The organism is Micromonospora olivasterospora (assembly GCF_007830265.1).
Classification (GTDB): Bacteria; Actinomycetota; Actinomycetes; order Mycobacteriales; family Micromonosporaceae; genus Micromonospora; species Micromonospora olivasterospora.
The window spans coordinates 5,850,243-5,868,579 of sequence record NZ_VLKE01000001.1; the positions used below are offsets into that span (position 1 = coordinate 5,850,243).

Annotated in this window: 13 protein-coding genes and 2 pseudogenes; 11 read left to right on the forward strand and 4 right to left on the reverse strand. The window is 74.6% G+C overall.

Going from position 1 to position 18,337, the window contains the following annotated elements; translation table 11 throughout:
- Positions 1 to 26: 26 nt before the first annotated feature.
- Positions 27 to 336 (reverse strand): annotated as a pseudogene (locus tag JD77_RS35685) (IS1634 family transposase); the annotation flags it as partial.
- Between the two features lie 353 nt (positions 337 to 689).
- On the opposite strand from JD77_RS35685, the gene JD77_RS26855 reads away from it, so the two are divergent.
- Entirely contained in the window at positions 690 to 1,112 is a 423-nt protein-coding gene (locus tag JD77_RS26855; RefSeq protein WP_145776696.1) for a hypothetical protein, read from the forward strand.
- Between the two features lie 105 nt (positions 1,113 to 1,217).
- On the opposite strand, the gene JD77_RS26860 is transcribed toward JD77_RS26855, so the two are convergent.
- Together JD77_RS26860 and JD77_RS26865 are read right to left on the reverse strand one after the other, a co-directional pair.
- Entirely contained in the window at positions 1,218 to 3,773 is a 2,556-nt protein-coding gene (locus JD77_RS26860; protein WP_246140977.1) for a 3-keto-alpha-glucoside-1,2-lyase-like domain-containing protein, read from the reverse strand.
- Between the two features lie 148 nt (positions 3,774 to 3,921).
- Complete coding sequence (locus JD77_RS26865) at positions 3,922 to 5,244, reverse strand: IS110 family RNA-guided transposase (RefSeq protein ID WP_145773799.1); 1,323 nt, start codon at positions 5,242 to 5,244, stop codon at positions 3,922 to 3,924.
- 464 nt (positions 5,245 to 5,708) lie between these two features.
- On the opposite strand from JD77_RS26865, the gene JD77_RS34855 reads away from it, so the two are divergent.
- From JD77_RS34855 to JD77_RS26885, 4 genes and pseudogenes are all read left to right on the forward strand, one after another.
- Positions 5,709 to 5,831 carry a hypothetical protein gene (locus JD77_RS34855; RefSeq protein ID WP_281292129.1) on the forward strand — a complete coding sequence of 41 codons (123 nt, stop codon included), beginning with the start codon at positions 5,709 to 5,711 and terminating at the stop codon, positions 5,829 to 5,831.
- Positions 5,825 to 6,970: a cyanophycinase gene (locus JD77_RS26875; protein ID WP_145776698.1), complete on the forward strand. Its 1,146-nt coding sequence runs from the start codon at positions 5,825 to 5,827 to the stop codon at positions 6,968 to 6,970. The genes JD77_RS34855 and JD77_RS26875 overlap by 7 nt, the downstream gene beginning before the upstream one ends.
- 146 nt (positions 6,971 to 7,116) lie before the next feature.
- A pseudogene (locus tag JD77_RS26880) lies at positions 7,117 to 8,412 on the forward strand (ABC transporter transmembrane domain-containing protein); the annotation flags it as partial.
- 322 nt (positions 8,413 to 8,734) lie between these two features.
- Entirely contained in the window at positions 8,735 to 10,468 is a 1,734-nt protein-coding gene (locus JD77_RS26885) for an ABC transporter ATP-binding protein (protein ID WP_145776699.1), read from the forward strand.
- A 76-nt stretch (positions 10,469 to 10,544) separates the two neighbouring features.
- On the opposite strand, the gene JD77_RS26890 is transcribed toward JD77_RS26885, so the two are convergent.
- Entirely contained in the window at positions 10,545 to 11,588 is a 1,044-nt protein-coding gene (locus JD77_RS26890) for a nitronate monooxygenase (protein WP_145777800.1), read from the reverse strand.
- 211 nt (positions 11,589 to 11,799) lie between these two features.
- On the opposite strand from JD77_RS26890, the gene JD77_RS26895 reads away from it, so the two are divergent.
- The 6 genes from JD77_RS26895 to JD77_RS26920 all read left to right on the forward strand — a co-directional run bounded on the left by JD77_RS26895 (position 11,800) and on the right by JD77_RS26920 (position 18,314).
- Positions 11,800 to 12,798 (forward strand): hypothetical protein, encoded by a 999-nt coding sequence (locus tag JD77_RS26895; RefSeq protein ID WP_145776700.1) that lies wholly within the window; start codon positions 11,800 to 11,802, stop codon positions 12,796 to 12,798.
- 329 nt (positions 12,799 to 13,127) lie between these two features.
- Positions 13,128 to 13,841, forward strand: a complete 714-nt coding sequence (locus JD77_RS26900; RefSeq protein WP_145776701.1) for a hypothetical protein — start codon at positions 13,128 to 13,130, stop codon at positions 13,839 to 13,841.
- A gap of 325 nt (positions 13,842 to 14,166) precedes the next feature.
- Complete coding sequence (locus JD77_RS26905) at positions 14,167 to 14,613, forward strand: hypothetical protein (RefSeq protein ID WP_145776702.1); 447 nt, start codon at positions 14,167 to 14,169, stop codon at positions 14,611 to 14,613.
- Positions 14,610 to 15,053, forward strand: a complete 444-nt coding sequence (locus tag JD77_RS26910; RefSeq protein ID WP_211372686.1) for a hypothetical protein — start codon at positions 14,610 to 14,612, stop codon at positions 15,051 to 15,053. The genes JD77_RS26905 and JD77_RS26910 overlap by 4 nt, the downstream gene beginning before the upstream one ends.
- A 464-nt stretch (positions 15,054 to 15,517) precedes the next feature.
- Positions 15,518 to 16,717: a cytochrome P450 gene (locus JD77_RS26915; RefSeq protein WP_145776703.1), complete on the forward strand. Its 1,200-nt coding sequence runs from the start codon at positions 15,518 to 15,520 to the stop codon at positions 16,715 to 16,717.
- A 100-nt stretch (positions 16,718 to 16,817) separates the two neighbouring features.
- Complete coding sequence (locus JD77_RS26920) at positions 16,818 to 18,314, forward strand: M28 family peptidase (protein ID WP_211372687.1); 1,497 nt, start codon at positions 16,818 to 16,820, stop codon at positions 18,312 to 18,314.
- Positions 18,315 to 18,337 lie beyond the last annotated feature (23 nt).

An 18,337-nucleotide genomic window follows, 5' to 3' on the forward strand; every position in this document is an offset into this window, starting at 1 on the left:
TTGGTTCTTGGGCGTTGCCCCCTGGTCCTGGACATCGGCGCGACCGCACGGTTGGCGGCCAGCGCGAACAGCACCCGTTCCATGGTCGTGATGAACCGGCGTCCGTCGGTGGCGGCGCGCACCGCCGCGGCGACCTCCAAGCGCCGCCACAGCCCGTCCAGCAGCCACGTCACCCCGAGCGGGCGGGCGTACGACCTTGATGGGCGCCGCGCCCGCGGCAAGGCTGGCCTCGGCGGTGTCGCCGAGCATGTCGACGTCGCCGAAGTGCTTGTTGATTGACGCGGCCAGCCTGCGCAGCCCTTCGACGTCGAGGCGGTCGACGCTGCCGAGTTTCAACCAGCACAAACCCGAGACGGGACAAACTCGTGTGTCTACGAACTGCGGAACCCGGGCGAACCAGAAGTGGCGCAGGGGCTGAGCCGGCCCTCGGCCTGTCGTCGCCTGCCGCCAACGGCCCCTGTGGAGCTGATCCGCCCGCGACATCACCGGGGCGCTCCGGCGAATCGTCCACGCCATCAGCTCCACAGGTGGGCACTCAAGCCACGAGGGCGGGTCCCTCCGACCGGGAGTTTGCCCGTCGAGGTCGGGGGAAAACCCCCGCCGAGCGGTTCGGCCGGCCCGAGGCCGCCGGCTGCGGCCGACGGCCGTGCGGCGGGCGCCGCTGGCGAGACGGGCGAGGAGGAGTGAGGATGACCGCAGGCAGGAGTACCGTCCCGGCGGGCAGGGCCCGGAAGTCCACCGGGGCGAAGAAGGCTCCCGCGAACCGGACGGCGGCGGCGAAGAAGGTCGCGGCGGCCACGAAGCGGGCGACCGGCGCGAGCCTGGCCAAGACCCCCGGCGGGAAACCGAAGCCGACCACCACCCGCGTCGCGCGGAAAAAGGACACCTCCGCCACCACCACGACGCCCACCCGCAGGCCGACGGCGAAGGCGGCCGCCGCCAAGAACGCCCCGCCGAAGAGCCCGACCGCCACCCGGGCCGGCGCGCGGAAGGTGGCCGCGAAGAGGGCCGCGCCCGCCCGAGCCCGCACCACGTCGGCGACGCCGGCCCCGGCGCGGAAGGCGACGACCATGGAGTCGTTCGGCAATCGGCGTACGGCCCGCAAGTCCTGACGGCTCAGCGGAAGCGCCCGCTGGGCAACGTGGTTGCGCGGCTGGCGCACGGACGTGCCGGGTACGGAGACAGGCGTCCCCGTACCCGGCGTCCGGTGGTGGTGCCTACAGGCTGCGGACCCGAACGTTACGGAACTCGATCAGGTCGTTGGTGCCGTGGTTCTGCAACCCGACGAACCCGCTGAGGAACTGCCGCAGGTCCGTGGGCGGGTCGCTTGCCCGGGACGACGACTTGCCCGGGGTGTTGTCGAACTCGTTGATCACCACGCCGTTGCGGATGATCGTGTAGCGCTGCCCGACGGCGCGGATCTCGTAGTCGTTCCACTGGCCCTTCGGGGTCGCCCCGGCCTGGTCCAGGGAGTTCGGGTCGAAGTTGTAGACCGAGCCGGTCTTCTGCGGCTCGCCCGTGGGACCGTCGTAGATCTGGATCTCGTGGCCGCAGTAGATCGCCACCCACGCCTGCGAGCTACGCGCCGAGCCGACCGTCCCGCAACTGCCGGCCGGCCGGTCGGCCAGCGGCGTGCGCGGGTCGGGGAACCGGATGAACGCGCCGCTGTTGGCGTAGGTGCCATCCGCCGAGACGTCCCGGAACTGCATCCGCAGGGAGAAGTCGGCGAACTCCTGCTTGGCGTACCAGAGCATGCCCAGCCCGCCCGAGCTGCGGATGGTCCCGTCGGGCCGCAGCGCGAACGACCCGCCCGGCGCCTGCCGCCAGTCGGCGAGCGGGCCGGCCGTCCCGTCGAAGATGGCCCGGTAGCCGGCGGCCTTGCCCATCTCCGACTGGGCCGCCGCCTTCTGCAGCGTCTGCGCCTCGCCCCTGTCGAGCACGCCGTCGGCCCGCAGTTCGTTGACGACCTGGGCGACGTGGCTGACGAACTGGCCGTGGTTGGACCACGAGCGCTCGTCGTCGATCAGGTCGTTCACGGTGCAGTTGCCGCCGGCGACGTGGTTGGCCACGCCGGTGTCGGTGTCGAGCAGCCGCACCGTCCGCCGGGTGTCCGGGGCAGCGCATCCGACGACGACCTGCACCTTGCCGGTGGCGACCTCGCCGTCGGCGTACGTGACCTTCACCGTCGCCTGGTAGGTGCCGTAGTCGGCGTACGTGTGGGTGGGGTTGGCCTCCCGCGACGGCGCGCTGCCGTCACCGAAGTTCCACTCCCACGCCACGCCGCCGGCCTTCGCGCTGGAGAACGCGATCGTCTTCGGGCTGCTCTGCGCCACCGCGCGGGCGGCGGCGTCGTTCGGGTTCGGCGTCGCCGGCCCGCCGGTGTACGCCACCCGGACCAGCTTCTGGTTGGCGTGCAGGCTGAAGAACCCACCGGCGTAGTCGAGCAGGTACAGCGCCCCGTCCGGGCCGAACTTGGCGTCCATCCACGACTGGAGCTGGGTGGCGCCGTTGCCGGAGCGGATGATGCTGCGCAGGTCCTCGGCGAAGGCCGGGGGCCCGCTGCTGGGAACCCTGCTCTTGTCGACGGTCACGGCGATGCGGTTGTTGGCGTTGGACTGGTCGCCGATGAACCACTTGTCGTCCCAGTACTCCGGCCACGCCACGCCGCTGTCGACGTCGACGTTCTCCCGCTGGTAGGTGGGGCCGTCCATGATGGCCTGGCCGCCGCCCTTGAGGTACCGCTGGGTGAACGTCTCGTCGCCGAGCTGGTACGTCGGCAGGTTGCTGCCGTCGGTGCGCTTCGGGAAGACGGGCCCGCCGCCCTGGGGCGAGTACCAGATCATGTTGTCCCGGGCGGGCGGGATGTCCACCAGGCCGGTGTTGCGCGGCGAGGTGTTCCTCAGGTTGTCGCAGTCGTACCAGCCGGTGAGCACGGTGGCGTCGGTGTTGCTGCGGTCCCGGTAGGGCTGCCGGTTGCCCATGCAGTACGGCCAGCCCTGGTTGCCGGCGGAGGTGATGATCGTCGCCGTCTCGTACTTCGCCGGGCCGAGGTCCGGGCTGGGGGCGCCGGCGTCCGGGCCGACCCACGCGGCGGTGAGCCAGTCGTTGACCGGGTCCCAGGCGATGCGCGCGATGTTGCGTACGCCCATCACGTAGATCTCCGGGCGGGTCTTGCCCCCGCCCTCCTCACGCCCGGTGAACAGGTTGCCCTGCGGGATCGTGTACGTGCCGTCGGGCTCCGGGTGGATGCGCAGGATCTTGCCGTTGAGGTCGTTGGTGTTGCCGGAGGTGCGCCGGGCGTCCTGGAACGAGACGCCCTTGTAGTCCTGCGTCCAGTTGTTGCCGGAGTACCCGTTCGAGCCGCCGGAGGAGTTGCTGTCACCGCTGCCGATGTACAGGCTGCCGGACTCGTCGAACGTCATGCCGCCGCCGGCGTGGCAACAGCTGTGGATCTGGGTGTCCCAGTGCAGCAGGTCCCTGCGCGTGCCCTGGTCGATCGTCTGCCGCACCGCGTCGTAGGTGAAGCGCGAGACGGTCCGCTGGCCGATGCGCCGGTCCCGGTCGATCGACTCGTGCGGCATCCAGTAGACGTAGACCCGGCCGTTCTGCGCGAACTTCGGGTCGAGGGTGATGCCGACCAGGCCCTCCTCGTTCTTGACCAGCTCGCTGCCGCTGCCCCGGTTGCCCATCACGGCGAGGGTGGTGAGCAGCTTGACCTGCTTGGTCTTCGGGTCCCCTGCCAGACTTTTATCCGAGACGACGAAAGTCCCCACCCTCCACCCCGACCGCTACACGCCCCGCACACCCCCTGCCCCCTCTCCCCCGCGATCTGACCGGTAAATGACCTGTACCACGACGGGTTTTGGGCGCGGTGGGCTGGCCCGGTGTTGATGGCCAGCCCGGGCGGGGTGGGGGTGTGGGTCAGGTTGTCGGTTGCAGGGTGACGGTGTGGCCGAGGGCTTCGAGTTGCCGGACCAGGCTGTTGATCTTCCGGGTGGTGTTGATACGGCGTTCGTGGAAGTCGGCGCCGAGATCGTGGTAACGGGCGGTTGGGTCGTTGAGCAGGTGCCAGATGATCACGAGGATGGAGCGGGCGACGGCGACCTTGGCCTTGCCTCTGCCTCGACGTGTGACCAGACGCCGGTAGCGTTCGGACAGGAACGTTCCCTTGCCGCGGGCGACGGTGGCTGCGGCCATACCGAGGGCGCCTTTGAGGTACGGATTGCCTTTGCCTGTCTTGCCCGCGGTGAGGCTGGTACCGGACTGGATGGTGCGCGGACACAGCTTCGCCCAGGACACCAGGTGCGCCGCGGTGGGGAACCGTGTCATGTCCAGACCGATCTCGGCGATGATCAGTTGCGCGGACTCGGTGCTGATGCCCGGGATCTCGGCCAGGCGCCGCCGGGCGTCTGGCGCCGGGGTGTCGCCGTCGCCGCCGCCCGGCTGGGACGGTGGGTCGATGTCGTCGAGTATCTGCCCGATCCGTGTGGTGAGTTTCGCGATCTCGGTGTCGAGGCGGTCGATCTGGTCGAGCAGGATCCGGGCCAACTCGCCGTGATGGTCGTCGAAGCGGCCGGTGAGTGCCTCGATGAGGGCGTTGCGTTTGCGGCGCAGCGCTCCGTGGGCCAGCGAGGCGAGGGTCGCCGGATCACGTTGACCGGCGATCAACGCCTCAACCATGTCCCGCGTCGACACCGTCCGCAGGGTGGAGGCCACCGACGACACCTTGATCAGGGCGTCTTCAAGCAGTTTCTCCAACCTCGACCAGTAGCGGGTCCGGTCCCGGACCAGATCCACCCGCATCCGGGTGTAGTCACGCAACACCCGCACCGGAGCCGCAGGCACGAACGAGGGCCGCAACAGGCCCTTCTCGGTGAGCTTGGCCAACCACACCGCGTCCAGCTTGTCGGTCTTCGGCCGCCCGGGCACGTTCTTGACGTCACGGGCGTTGACCAACTGCACGTCCAACCCGGCTGCCTCGAACAGGTAGAACCAGATCCGCCAGTAGTCCGACGTGCTTTCCACGGTGACCTTCTCCACCCCCGCCGCCACCAGATCGGCGGCAAGGTCACTGACCGCGTTCGTGGTCGCCGTCACCTGCCACACCCGGCTCACCCGCCGCCCACCCGCGGCGGGTAGCCGGGTACACACCATCCCCGACTCCTTGGCCACATCGACCGCACACACCCGCTCCCAGACCTTCTCGCTGTCAGCGTCCGGGATCTCTTCGGGTAACCCGCGCATCCGCCCGCGTCCCTCCTCACCGTGATCGACCAGTGGGTAGGTCGCCCGGGGGCCTCGGTCGGGAACCGAAAATCTGACCGGCGTGCTCGAAGCAACAGTGCGTGACCCACAAGAGTCCGGGCCCCGGCGCCAGACTTGCAGACGGCCTCAACTAGACCAAGATCGATCGGCGTCGGCGGGCGACCTGTCCACCATTTTCACGCCTGCGAGGCGTCCCGAAAAGACCGGGTGACTTGCAGTTTTGGCCCCGACAAATCCGGCATGGGGCCCATAACGAGGGCCGAATGTGCAAGATCGCGGGGAGAGGGGTGGGGGCGGGGGCGGGAGGGGCGGGCGGGAGGGGGCGGGGGGACGGGGGCGGGGGCGGGGGCGGGGCGGGGCGGGGCGGGGCGGGGGCGGGGGCGGGGGCGTGGTGTATGGGCATGTATTGACGTTTGGGAGCGCGCTACCTAGCGTCGGGGGGCATGACCAGGCGCAGACTGTTGTCGCTGCTGACCGCGTTGGTCGTCGCCGCCGCCCCGGCCGGGGCGCCCGCCCCGCGACGGCCGCGACGCCCGGCGCGACGAGCGGCGGCCCGGGCGTGCTGATGCTGGTCGGCGGGGCGCTCGACGACGGCAACGCCGCCGTGTACGGCGAGTTCGTCCGCCAGGCCGGCGGCGCTCAGGCACGCATCGGCGTGCTGAGCGCGTCGTCGGCCGTGCCCCACTCGAGCGCGAACGCCGTCGCCAAGGTCCTCAAGGCGTACGGGGCCGGGGAGGTCACCTGGATCCCCCCGGTGACCGCCAAGCGCGACGGCAGCGGCGACGACCCCTCGAACGCGGCGCTGGCCGCGTCCATGACCGGGTTCTTCCTCACCGGCGGGGACCAGTTCCGCTACGTCCAGTCGATGGTTCACGCCGACGGCACGGACGGCGCCGTGCTGCGCGCCGTCCGGCAGCGGTTCCTCGCCGGCGCGCCGGTCGCCGGCACCAGCGCCGGAATGCAGATCCTCGCCGGCCGGGACATGGTCACCGGCGGGACGAGCTACCCCGGCGTCCGCGACGGCGCCCAGCCGGGCGTCTTCGACACCGACGACGTCCTCGGCTACTGGCCGGCGGGCGGCTTCGGCTTCTTCACCTCCGGCCTCGTCGACACCCACTTCGACGCCCGCGGCCGCAACAGCCGCTCGATCCGGCTCGCCGCCGACACCGGCCACGACCGGGTGTACGGCGTCGGCGAGGACACCGCGCTGGTCGTCACCGGGGCGGGCACCGCGGGCGAGTCCCTCCGGGTGGTCGGCACGACCGGGGTGTCCGTCCTGGACCTGCGCTCGGCGCGGGTGGGTCTGGCCGGCGGCCACTGGTCGATCGACGGGGTGCGGTGGAGCTACCTCACCGACGGTGACTCCTACGACCCCGCCCGCTGGCGGGTCGCCAAGGGCGCGGGCAGCTCCCCGGCGGTGCCGCGGAGCCGGCCGGCGGGCCGCCGAGCGTGGACGCGTTCGGCTCGTACGCGCTGCGGGACGCCGCGCTCGACCTGGCCGCGGCCGGACTGTCCACCTCGACCACCGCGGCGACCGCGGAGACCCGCCCCGGTTCGTCGTGGGGCTCACCAAGGGTCCGGGGTTCGCCGCGTACACCGTGGATGGTGTGGGTCCCTCGTCCTTCACCGGGCTGGCCGTGTCGGTCCAGGCCGGCTGAGTCGGCCCGCCCGCCGGGCGTCGCACGGGCCGTACGGCCGAAGTTGATCGCCTAGCCTGGGCGGATGCCCCCGCAGCTTCCCCACCCCGACCCCGGCGTTCCCGACACGCGAGGCCCGCTGCGGTACATCTGGTGGCTGGTCCGTTGCCAGCCGTGGCGGGTGCTGCGCGGCAGCCTGTTCGGCACGGCGTGGATGATCGGGCTGGCGGCCCGGCCGTACCTGGTCGCCCGCGCGGTCGACGACGGGCTGCGGGCGCACGACACCGGGGCCCTGCTGCGCTGGGTCGCCGCGATCGTCGCCGCCGGCATCGCGCTGGCCTGGCTGGGCATCATGCGGCACCGCACGATGACGTTCGTCCGGGAGGACGCCACGGCCCGCTCCGCCGGGGTCCTCGTGCGGCACCTGTCCCGGCTCGGCGCGGTGCTGCCGCGCAAGCTCGCCGCCGGGGAGGTCGCCACGGTCGGCGGCGCCGACATCGGGCACACCTCGGCGGTGCTGACGATGACCGGGCCCGGGGTCGGCGCGGTCGTCGCGTACGCGGTCATCGCCGTCGTGCTGTGGTCGATCTCGCCGCTGCTCGCGGCGTGCGTGCTGCTGGGCGTGCCCGCCATCGCGGTGCTGATCGGGCCGCTGCTGCGCCGACTGGAGCGGGCCGAGTCGGTCTACCGGCAGCGGCAGGGCGACCTGACGACCCGGGCCGGGGACATCGTGGCCGGGCTGCGCGTGCTGGCCGGGGTCGGTGGGCGCGGACTGTTCGCCCGCCGGTACGCGGCCCGATCGCGGGACCTGCTGCGCGAGGGCTACCGGGTCGGCGCCGTCAACAGCTGGATCGAGGCCCTGACGAGCGTCATCCCCGGCCTGTTCCTCGCGGCCGTGGTGTGGATCTCGGCGCGGATGGTGGCCGCCGGCGACATCACCGTCGGGCAACTGGTGGCCGTCTACGGATACGTGGCGACCCTCATCGTGCCGGTCTGGTTCCTGCTGGAGGGCGGATACCAGCTGATCCGCGGCCGGGTGGCCGCCCGACGGATCATCGCCCTGCTCACCATCGCCCCGGACGACACGGGCGGTCCGGACGACCGGCCCGCCCCGGCCGGTCCCGCCGACCTGCACGACCCGGCCAGCGGGCTGACGGTGCCCGCCGGCGGGCTGCTCGGCGTCGCCAGCGACGACCCGGCCGAGGCCGTCGCGCTGGCCGACCGGCTCGGGCGGTACACCGCCGGCGAGGTCACCTGGGGCGGCGTGCCGCTGACCCGGATCGCGCTCGACGAGGTGCGCGCCCGGATCCTGGTCGCCGACCACGACTCGTACCTCTTCGGCGGGACGCTGCGGGAGATCCTGCGCGTCCGGCCCGGCGTCGGCGACCCCGAGATCCGGGCCGCCCTGCGCGCGGCCTCGGCCGAGGACGTCGCCGACGCGCTGCCCGAGGGGCTGGGCACGCCGATCGGCACCCGCGCCCGAACGCTCTCCGGCGGGCAGCGGCAGCGCGTACGGCTGGCGCGGGCCCTGCTCGCCGAGCCGGAGGTGCTGATCCTGATCGACCCGACGTCGGCGGTGGACGCCCACACCGAGGAGCGCATCGCCCGGCGGCTGGCCACGGCGCGGGCCGGACGGACCACGGTCGTGCTGGCCACGTCGCCGTTGCTGCTCGGGCGCGTCGACGCGGTCGCGTACCTGAGCGGGGGCCGGGTGGTCGCCACCGGCGGCCACGCGGAGCTGCTCGCCCGGGAGCCGGGCTACCGGGCGCTGGTGGCCCGGGGCGGCGACCGGCCGACAGCGACTCCTCGGCCGGGGTGGGGGGTGCGCGGCGATGAGTGGACTTCCCGTCGCGGACCGGGCGGCCGTCCGCCGGGCCACGGTGGACCTGATCGCCCGGGACCGGTGGGCGGTCGCCCGCCTGCTGGCGCTGCACGTCGCCGCCGCGGTCGCCGCGCTCGCCGCGCCCTGGCTGCTCGGCCGCATCGTGGACTCCGTCGGTTCCGGCGCGGGCGTGGCCACCGTGGACCGCCTGGCGCTGGCGATCGGCGGCGGCGTGCTGGCGCACGGGCTGCTCGCCCGGTACGCCCAGTACGCCGGTCACCGGTTCGGCGAGCGCGCGGTGGCACGGCTGCGGGAGGAGTTCGTCGCGCGGACGCTGGCCCTGCCCGTCTCCGTCGTCGAGCGCGCCGGCACCGGCGACCTGGCCGTGCGCAGCTCGGTCGACGTGACGACCGTCGGGGCGACCGTCCGCGACGTGCTGCCGGTCGTCGTGATCGCCTCGGCGCAGCTGTCGCTGCTGCTCGGGGCGGTGTTCCTGCTGCATCCGCTGCTCGGCGTCGTCGCGCTGGCCGGGCTGCCCCCGATCTGGGCGGTGACCCGCTGGTACCTGCGCCGCGCCGGCGCCGCGTACCTGGCCGAGGGGGCCGCGGCGGCCGAGCTGACCGACGCGCTGACCACGACGGCGGAGGGCGCGCGTACGGTCGAGGCGCTGCGGCTGGCCGACGAGCGCGTGCGGCACGGCGTCGGGCGCATCCGGCGGGTGTGGGAGACCCGGCGGGCGACGCTGGCGCTGCGGTCGGTGTACTTCCCCGGGGTCGAGGCGAGCTATCCGCTGCCGATCGCCGCGGTGCTGCTCGTCGGCGGGTTCTTCCTGTCCCGGGGCGCGGTCACCCTCGGCGAGGTGGTCGCCGCCGCGCTCTACCTCCAGCAGGCGATCGAGCCGCTGGACCGGCTGCTGCAGTGGATGGAGCAGGCGCAGCGGGGCTTCGCCTCGTTCGCCCGCGTGCTCGGGGTGGGCCAGGTGCCGCCGGAGCCGCGCGGCGCGGCGTCCGCACCGGCCGGGCAGGGGCTCGTGGTCCGCGGCGCGCGGTTCGCGTACGCCGACGGCCCCGACGTGCTGCACGGCATCGACCTGGCGGTACGTCCCGGCGAGCGGCTCGCCGTCGTCGGCCCGTCGGGGGCCGGGAAGTCCACCCTGGCCCGGCTGCTCGCCGGGATCGACGCGCCGCGCGAGGGGGTGGTGAGCCTCGGCGGCTGCCCGGTGACCGACCTCGACCCGGCCGAGCGCCGCCGCGGGATCGCCCTGGTCACCCAGGAGCACCACGTCTTCATCGGCTCGCTGCGGGACAATCTGGCCTTCGCCGCCCCCGGGGCGGCGTCCGACGAGCGGATGCGCGCCGCGCTGGCCGCCGTGGGCGCCGACTGGTACGCCGACCTGCCCGACGGCCTCGACACGCAGCTCGGCGACGGTGCCCGCGAGTTGGGTGCCGCCGAGGCCCAGCAGCTCGCACTGGCGCGGCTGGTGCTCGCCGACCCGCACACGCTGATCCTCGACGAGGCGACCGCCGCGCTCGACCCGACGACCGCCCGGCGCACCGAGCGGGCGCTGGCCGCCGTGCTCGCCGGGCGTACCGTCATCGCCATCGCCCACCGGCTCAACACCGCGCACGACGCCGACCGGGTGGCCGTGCTGGAGGACGGCCGGATCACCGAGCTGGGCAGCCACGACGAGCTGGTCCGCGCCGGGGGCGCGTACGCGGCCCTCTGGCGCTCCTGGCACGGCTGACGGGCTGTCCCCGCACGGGCGGGCCCGATGGACGCTACTGGGCCGGCGGGCGTGCGAGCGCCGCGCGACGGATCGGTCAGCGCCAGCGGGCCGCGCGGTCGGCCGACGTCGCCAGCGCGGACCGGGCGCCCGCCGTCAGCTCCGCCACCAGCTGGGCGGCCGGCACCTCCCGGGCCAGCGGGTGCGCCTGGCCGGCCCACAGGTTCGCGGTCTCGGCATCGGAGTCGCGGCGGGCGGCGGCCAGCAGCGGCCGGGTCAGGTGCAGCACCTGTGGATAGCCGGCCGGCGCCGACCGGTCGTGCCGCCGGAGGAAGTCGTTGACGACGCCGCGCGCCCGTTTGCCGGTGAACGCCCGGGTCAGCGCGGTGGGCGCGGCGCTGGCGACGGCCGCCCGGTGCATCGGCGAGGTGCCCGCCTCGGGGCAGCGCAGGAACGCCGTGCCGAGTTGCGCGGCGGCGGCGCCGGCGGCCAGCACGGCGGCGAGCCCGGCGCCGTCCGCGATGCCGCCGGCGGCCACGAGCGGGCGGTCGCAGGCGGCGGCGACCAGCCGCAGCAGCGGCAGGAGCGCGTAGTCGTCGTCGTCCGGCGCGCCGCCGCGGTGCGCGCCGGCCTCCGTGCCCTGCACCACGACGGCGTCCACGCCCAGCCGGGCGGCCGCCACGGCCGCGTCCGGTCGGTTGACCGTGGCCCAGACCTCCGTGCCCCGCTCGCGCAGGGCGGCCACCGCGGCGGCGTCCGGCAGCCCGAATGCGAAGGACACCACCGGCACCGGGTCGGCGAGCAGGGCGGCCAGCTTCTCCGGGTACGCGTCGTCGCCGCCGGTCGGCTCGCCGAGCGTCACCCCGCGCCGCCGGGCCTCCGGGCCGAGCCGATCGGCGTACGCCCGGATGCCGGCCTCGTCGACGGCGTCGGCCGGGGGCAGGAAGACGTTGACCCCGAACGGCCGGTCGGTGCGCGCCCGGACCTCGGCGATGTCGGCGAGCAGCCGCTCGGTGGCGAGCATCCCGGCGGCGAGGAAGCCCAGTCCGCCGGCGGCGGAGACGGCCGCGGCGAGGGCCGGGGTGGACGGGCCGCCGGCCATCGGGGCGGCGACGATCGGGCAACGCAACGCGGACAGCATGGACACGCTGCCCATCCTGCCTGATGCAGGAAGGGCCCCACGTCAACGCCTGCCGTGGAGAACGGCGTCCCCGCTCGCCGTGCGGCGGGCTTCCCCGCCCGCCGTGCGGCGACAGCGGCACGCGGGTCCGTGGGGCTTCCGCAGCGAGCCGAACACGGTAGAGTGTCCATCTCGATACTGGGCGTGACCGTCGGGAGAGGCGGGGCGTGGGATGAGTCGACGGCGGGGGCGGTTGGCGCGGGCAGCGCTGCGCCTCGGGCTCGTTCTCGGTGGCGTCCTCTGCGCGTGGGGCGTCCACGAGGCGGCCGCCGCCGGCATCGCGCGCGCCGCCGAGACGCCACCGGCGACCGCCGTCGACGCGGCCGCCGAGGTGGTCAGCGCGCCGCCACCCGCCTCCCCGGCCGCCGTCCCCACCGCCGTTCCGGGCTCGCCAGCACCGCGGGCCGACCGGCCCGGCCCGGCGGGCGGCGACGGCGAGGCGGGGCTGAGCCGGGCTGCCGGCCCCGACTCCTCGCGCACCTCCCAGACGGCGGGGTGCGGCGACCGGGCCGAGGCGACACCGGCGCGCCCGCCGAAGCCGGCCCGTACGCCCACCCGGGCCGGGGCGCCGATCCTGCCCGCCCTGGCGGGGGTGGTCGCGCCGGCGACCGACCCGCTCCGCGACGGGGTGGTCGCCCCGGTGGCCGCCGCCGTGCAACCCGTGACCGATCCGCTCCTCGGCACCGTCGGCCGCGTCCTCGATCCGGTGTCGCCCGTCCTCGACCCCGTCCTGTCCGGCCTCGACCCGGTCCGGCAGGGCCTCGACCCGGTGCTGCGGCCGCTCGACCCCGCGCTCGACGTGCTCGATCCGGTCCTGACCCCGCCGGCCCCCGCGCCGGCCGGGCCCGACGCGCCACCGGGCCCGGCACCGACCGACCCGACGCCACCGGGTTCACCGGCCGCGCCGGGCTCCCCGACCGCGCCGTCGCTTCCCGCCTCGCCCACGGCGCCGAACACGCCGACCGCGCCCGCCCCGGCGGCGCCCGGCGGCCCGCCCTCGCTGCCGCCACCACCGATGACGCCGCCGTCCGGATCCCCGGGGCGGCGAGCCTCGCACGCGGCGCCGCGACCGACCGGGACAGCGCCGCCGACCGGGGGCCGCACCTCACCCGGCCGGGCGTCGACCCCCGCCTTGCTCCGGTCGCGCCGGCAGCCGACGGCACCGGCGTGAAGTTCCCCGGCGCCGCCCACTGGTCGGCCGCCGCCACGTCGCCCACGTCCTGGACGCCGCCCATGCTGGCGGGGCAGATGAGCCGCGAGGGCCGTTCCGGCCACCCGCCGTCCCGGTCACCCCGGCCAGGGAGCAGACCGGCCTGACCCCGGGCAGCCGGACCAGCAGGCCCCCAGCCGGGGCAGCACCGACCACCCGGCGAGCCGATGCCTGACCGGCCGCCCACGCCGCCGACCGGCACCGACCACAGTGGCCCACGCCCAGTCGGTCCGCCGCGTCGCCGTCGCTCCAGGCCCCCGTTGGACCCTCTCCTGACCAGGAGTTCCGCCATGAGCCTCACCCTGCCCGTCGACCGCGCCCGATGGTGCGACATCGACCTGATCGTCAGCCTCGTGACCGCCACCGTCTCCGCCACCCCGCTCGGCGCCTGGCTCGTCCCCGACGAGCGGCAGCGGCCCGTCGTCCTCGCCGGCGTGGCCCGCATCTGGACGGAGCACGCGCTGTTGTTCGGTGACGCGTTCCTGCTGCGCAACCGCACCGCCGCCACCGTCTGGATCCACCGCTACCGGCCGATCCCCGCCCCGCCCCGGTACGCTGGGCGCCTCGCCGAGGCCTGCGGTGAGCACACGCCGCGGTTCCTCCGGCTCGACCGGGCCCTCGCCGCGCACCGCCCGGGCGAGGCCCACAACCACCTGGCGTTCCTCGCCGTGCCGCCCGGGCCGGGTGGCACCGAGCGGGCCGAGGCCGTCCTGGCCATGAGTCAGCGGTGGATGGACAACCTCGGCCTGCCGACGTACGCGGAGACCTGCGCCGGAACGCACGGTGACCTCTACCGCCGGCACGGCTACGCCGACCGGGGCGAGTTCCCCCTCCCGGACGGGGCGACCGCCCGCTCCCTCTGGCGGCTCCCGTCGCCTCGGGCCACTCCCCGCAACGCGCCCCTGCTGGCCCAGCGCTGTACGCGACGACGGCGCCCCGGGCGGGACGACGGGGTGACCGGGTGGACGTCGGGGCGGCCGGCCCCCGACGGCCCCGCGGCCTGACGGCAAGGGATACGGGCGGTCGGCGGACGATCGGCAACTGTCGGGTGCGCGACAACGCGCTCCGGCCGCGCCCCATCGATCGACCCGCCTACCGCCCGCCCCTTTCCAGGCCACTGAACTGGGAATATGTTGGACTCACGCGGGCTCGGACCCGGGCGGGGGCGGCGAGATGCACTGCGGCGGCGAGCCGTCGCCGCCTCGGCCGAACGCCTCCTTCCGCGCTGCGGCTCGCGCCGTTCCGGCGAGCGGCGTTGCGACGTGGCGGCCCCCGGCTCGCCGGCTTCCCGCGCGTCGGCACGGCGCGCGCGCAGGAGAGGAGCCGGCCGTGGGAGGCTTCCGGGACCGGACGAGCAACCGGGCGTACGAGTTCGCCGTCCTCGCCGTCGCGCCCGTGTGCGGCGTCCTGCTGGCCGCGGGCGACATCCGGCCCCACTCGGTGGAGGTGGCGATGCCCGAGGCCATGAGGATCTGCTGGGAGTTCGGCCTCGTCGCGGTCGGCGTCGCGGGCCTGCTCGGCATGTTCTGGCCGGGGCAGCTCGGCACCGGCCTCGGCATCGAGCTCGCCGCGGTGCTGATGCTGGGCGCGATCGCCGCGATGTACGTCGTCTCCGTCCTGGTGGTCGCCGGTGCGCAGGGGGTCGTGGCGGTGTCGTTCGTCGGCGCGGTGACGGTCGGCTCGTGGCTGCGCGCGGCCGAGATCGCGCGGTCCCTGCGCTGGCTCGTCCGCATGCACCAGGCGGGGGCGGACCCGTGCCGGAGGGTGCAGACGTGATCGCCGCGGAGGTGCCCAGCTCGCCGGAGTGGGCGCAGGTCCTGATCTCCGCGCTCGGGCTGTTCGGCGGGGCCAGCGGCCTCGGGGTGATCGCCACGATCACGGTGCAACGGCGGAAGTTGAAGGCCGACACGGCGGGTGCGTTGACCGACGCGGCACTGACCCTGGTGCAGCCACTGCGGAACCGGGTCAGCGAGCTGGAGGCCGAGGCACTGGCCGTCCGGGCACAACTGGCGGCGTCCCAGCGCGAACTGCAGGAGTTGCGGGCGACGGTGTGGGAGCTGACCCGGACGTTGGAACGGTGGCGGGAAGCGATCATGGCGCCGGGCGCGACACTGCGTCGGGTACAGACGCTCGTGGCCGACGACACCCGTCGCGCACCCGTACGGCGCCAGCGCCCGGCCCAGCGGCATCGCGACGACGACCGCCCGGACCGGTAGCGGGGACGCCCCGGCGCGCTCCTTTCGGAGGACGACGTCACGGCGTCCCCTGTGAAGCCCGCGAGCCCGTCCGGCAAATCACCTTCGACTATGCCTTGCCCGCCGTAGCAAACTTCACCATATGAAGCCCGCAGCATTATCCGGTGCTGGAAGTTGACACCCGCAAGCCACTGTGGCAGGTTGGCGAATGGCACGGGGAAAGCCGCCGCTGAAGCTTTGTTTCAGCGATCTCTTGCGCTTCGGAGGCGCGGCACTCCGAGCCCCGCCTCACCCGCATCACGGAATTATGCCGGCCGTCGTCCGCATTTCCCGACGAGCCGAGCACCGAGTGGAAGGGGAACCGCCGTGCGTTACCTCCACTGACACCTGAGCCCGTCGAGCCCGTCGCCGGGGCCGTCCGGTCAGTTCGGACGGCCCCGGCGGCACCTGCCCAACATCTCCCCACCTCGGAAGGGACGTGTCCTGTGGCGGACGAGGCCACCGCGGCGGTACGCGAGTCGAGCTACGAACCGCTCGCCCCGCCCGTGATCGCCGACCCGTACCCGTTCTACCGGAAGCTCAGGGAGACGAATACCGTCCAGTGGCACGGGGTGTTGGATTCCTGGGTGGTCACCGGATATGCGGAGTGCCGGCAGGTACTCGGCGACACGACCGACTTCGGCTCCGACTTCCGCCGCGTGGGCGTCGATATCCCGGACACCCAGTTGAGCGTCCAATCGCTCGATCCGCCCGAGCACGGCGCCATTCGCCACCTGCTCGTTTCGGCGTTGCACGAGCAGCCGCTGGACACCGTACGACAGCAGGTGGCGACGATCGCCACGCGCCAACTCGCCGAACTGGCGGGGCAGGCCGGGACGGTCGACCTGGTGAGCCACTTCGCGCGCCCGGTCGCGCTGCGCACGATCACCGCCTTCCTGGGCGTGCCACCGCCCGACGGCGCCCAGTTCGAGCAGTGGTCCAACGCGATCGTGCGGAGCATGGACGCCGGCCTCGAACCCGCGCGTGCCGAGCCGGGCAACCACGCGCGGGCGGAGCTGAGCCGGCTCGTCGCCGGGTGGCTGTCCGACGCCGACGAGCGGGGCTTCCTCGGGGCGGCCCGGCGGGCCGCTCGCACCCAGGACGTACCGGCGGCGGTGCTGGCGAACTCGCTGCGGGCGGTGCTGCACGCCGGCTACGAGTCGGTGAGCCGGCTGCTGGGCGCCGTCCTCGCCCGGCTCGTCCGGCACCCCGAACTGCTGACCGGTCCGGCGGACCCACACGCCACCGATGCCCTGCTCGACGAGCTGATCCGGCTCGACGGCCCGGTGCAGGCCGACGCCCGGGTGTGCGTGCGCGACAGCACGGTCGGCGACCAGGTGGTACGGCGGGGCGACGTGCTGGTGCTCTTCCTCGCCGCGGCCAATCGGGACCCGGCGGTCTTCCCCGACCCCGACGCCGTGCGCCTCGACCGGCGCCGGGGCCTGCACCTGGCCTTCGGGCGGGGTGCGCACGCCTGCCTCGGCGCCGGCCTGGCGACTCTCCAACTGCGCGAGGTGCTGGTGGCGCTGCGCGCCGGCGGCCAGCGGCTCACGCCGGCCGGCCCGGCCACGTACGAGCCCACGGCCACCCTGCGGGGACTGGCCGAGCTTCCCGTCTCGGTGCGCCGGCCGGACCAGCCGGGCTGACCGGACCGGCAGCCTCAGCCGCACTTCCCCGCGGACGTGCCGCTGGGGGCGTCGCCGCCGGCGCGTACCCCCGAAATCCCGACCGACGACCGGAGGTGTCGTGCGTAGCCTGACCCCGCTCCACAAGCGAATGGCCGGCGTGGCCGGCGTGCTGCTGCTGGCCGGCGCCGCCCTGCCGCCGGGCGCCGCGCAGGCCGCGCCGGGCCGCGCCGGACAGCAGGCCGCGCGGCAGCGCGCCGCCGATCCCCTGGCCGACCGGCTGGCGGCCGCCGTGACGGGCGCCGACGTCCACCGTCACCTCGCGGCGCTGCAGCTCATCGCCGACGCCAGCGGCGGCGACCGGGCCTACAACCGCATCGGGTTCACCCGGTCGGCGGAGTACGTGAGCACGCTGCTGCGGGCCGCCGGGTACCGGGTCGTGGAGCAGCCCGTCCCCTACACCGACTTCGACGTCACCACCGAGCGGCTGCGGGTCGACGGCACCGCCGTCACGGACGTGCCCGTGCTGATGACCCGCTTCACGCCGTCGACGCCCGCCGAGGGCATCGACGCGCCCGTGGTGGCACCCATCGCCGGACGTACGGGATGCGACCCGGCCGACTACGACGGCGTCGGGGCCGCCGGGGCGGTCGTGGTGGTCGCGCGGGCGGCCTGCGGCTACACCCGGCAGCAGCAGGTGGCGGCCGGCGTCGGGGCGCGCGCCGTGCTGCTGTACTACGTCACCCCGTCGCCGGCGAACAACTACCGCTTCCATGCCTTCGCCCCCGAGGCGTTCACGGTCCCGGTCGCCTCGGTGTCCCAGCGCGACGGCGAGGAGTTGGCGCGGGCGTCGCGGGCCGGCGGCGCACGCGCGCACCTGACGCTGCGGGCCCAGGCCGTCGAGCGGACCACGGTGAACCTGCTCGCCGAGACCGCCGGCGGCGATCCGGACAACGTGGTGCTGCTCGGCGCGCACCTCGACAGCGTCACCGAGGCGCCCGGCATCAACGACAACGGCGCGATGGCCGCCACCGTCCTCCAGGTGGCCCTGGCGCTGGCCGGACGCCAGCACGCCGTGACCAACAAGGTGCGGTTCGCCTGGTGGGGGGCGGAGGAGATGGTCAACGTCGGCTCCGAACACTACGTGTCCACCCTCTCCGCCGACGAGCGGCGGCGGGTCGCGGCCGTGCTCAACGGGGAGCTGATCGCCTCCCCCAACTACGCCCGCTTCGTCTGGGACCGGGGCTCCGGCGGGGGGCACGTGCTCGCCGGCCTCTTCGCCGGGTACTTCGACCGGCGTGGGCTGCCGTACGAGCGGACGGCTCCGGAGTCCGTCGGGTCCGACCACCTGGCGTTCGAGGCCGTCGGCATCCCGACCGGCGGGATCGACGGCGGCAACCTGGGCGTCAAGACACCGGCGCAGCAGGCCCGCTTCGGCGGCCAGGCCGGGCAGATGTTCGACCACTGCTACCACCAGCCCTGCGACCGGCTCGGCAGCCTCAACCGGCAGGCGCTCGACACCGACGTCCCCGCCGTGGCCTGGGTGCTCGGGCGGCTCGCCGAGAACGTGACGGACGTACGGGGGGCGGCGGCCGGGCCGGGCGGCAGCCCGGCGTAGCGGCCGTTCTCCGGTGCCCGGGG

Bases quoted from the DNA above. Each gene is read 5' to 3' on its own strand.
- JD77_RS26855 (WP_145776696.1), top strand. From the start codon at position 690: ATGACCGCAGGCAGGAGTACCGTCCCGGCGGGCAGGGCCCGGAAGTCC.
- JD77_RS26865 (WP_145773799.1), bottom strand. From the start codon at position 5,244: ATGCGCGGGTTACCCGAAGAGATCCCGGACGCTGACAGCGAGAAGGTC.
- JD77_RS34855 (WP_281292129.1), top strand. From the start codon at position 5,709: ATGACCAGGCGCAGACTGTTGTCGCTGCTGACCGCGTTGGTCGTCGCC.
- JD77_RS26885 (WP_145776699.1), top strand. From the start codon at position 8,735: ATGAGTGGACTTCCCGTCGCGGACCGGGCGGCCGTCCGCCGGGCCACG.
- JD77_RS26890 (WP_145777800.1), bottom strand. From the start codon at position 11,588: ATGCTGTCCGCGTTGCGTTGCCCGATCGTCGCCGCCCCGATGGCCGGC.
- JD77_RS26895 (WP_145776700.1), top strand. From the start codon at position 11,800: ATGAGTCGACGGCGGGGGCGGTTGGCGCGGGCAGCGCTGCGCCTCGGG.
- JD77_RS26900 (WP_145776701.1), top strand. From the start codon at position 13,128: ATGAGCCTCACCCTGCCCGTCGACCGCGCCCGATGGTGCGACATCGAC.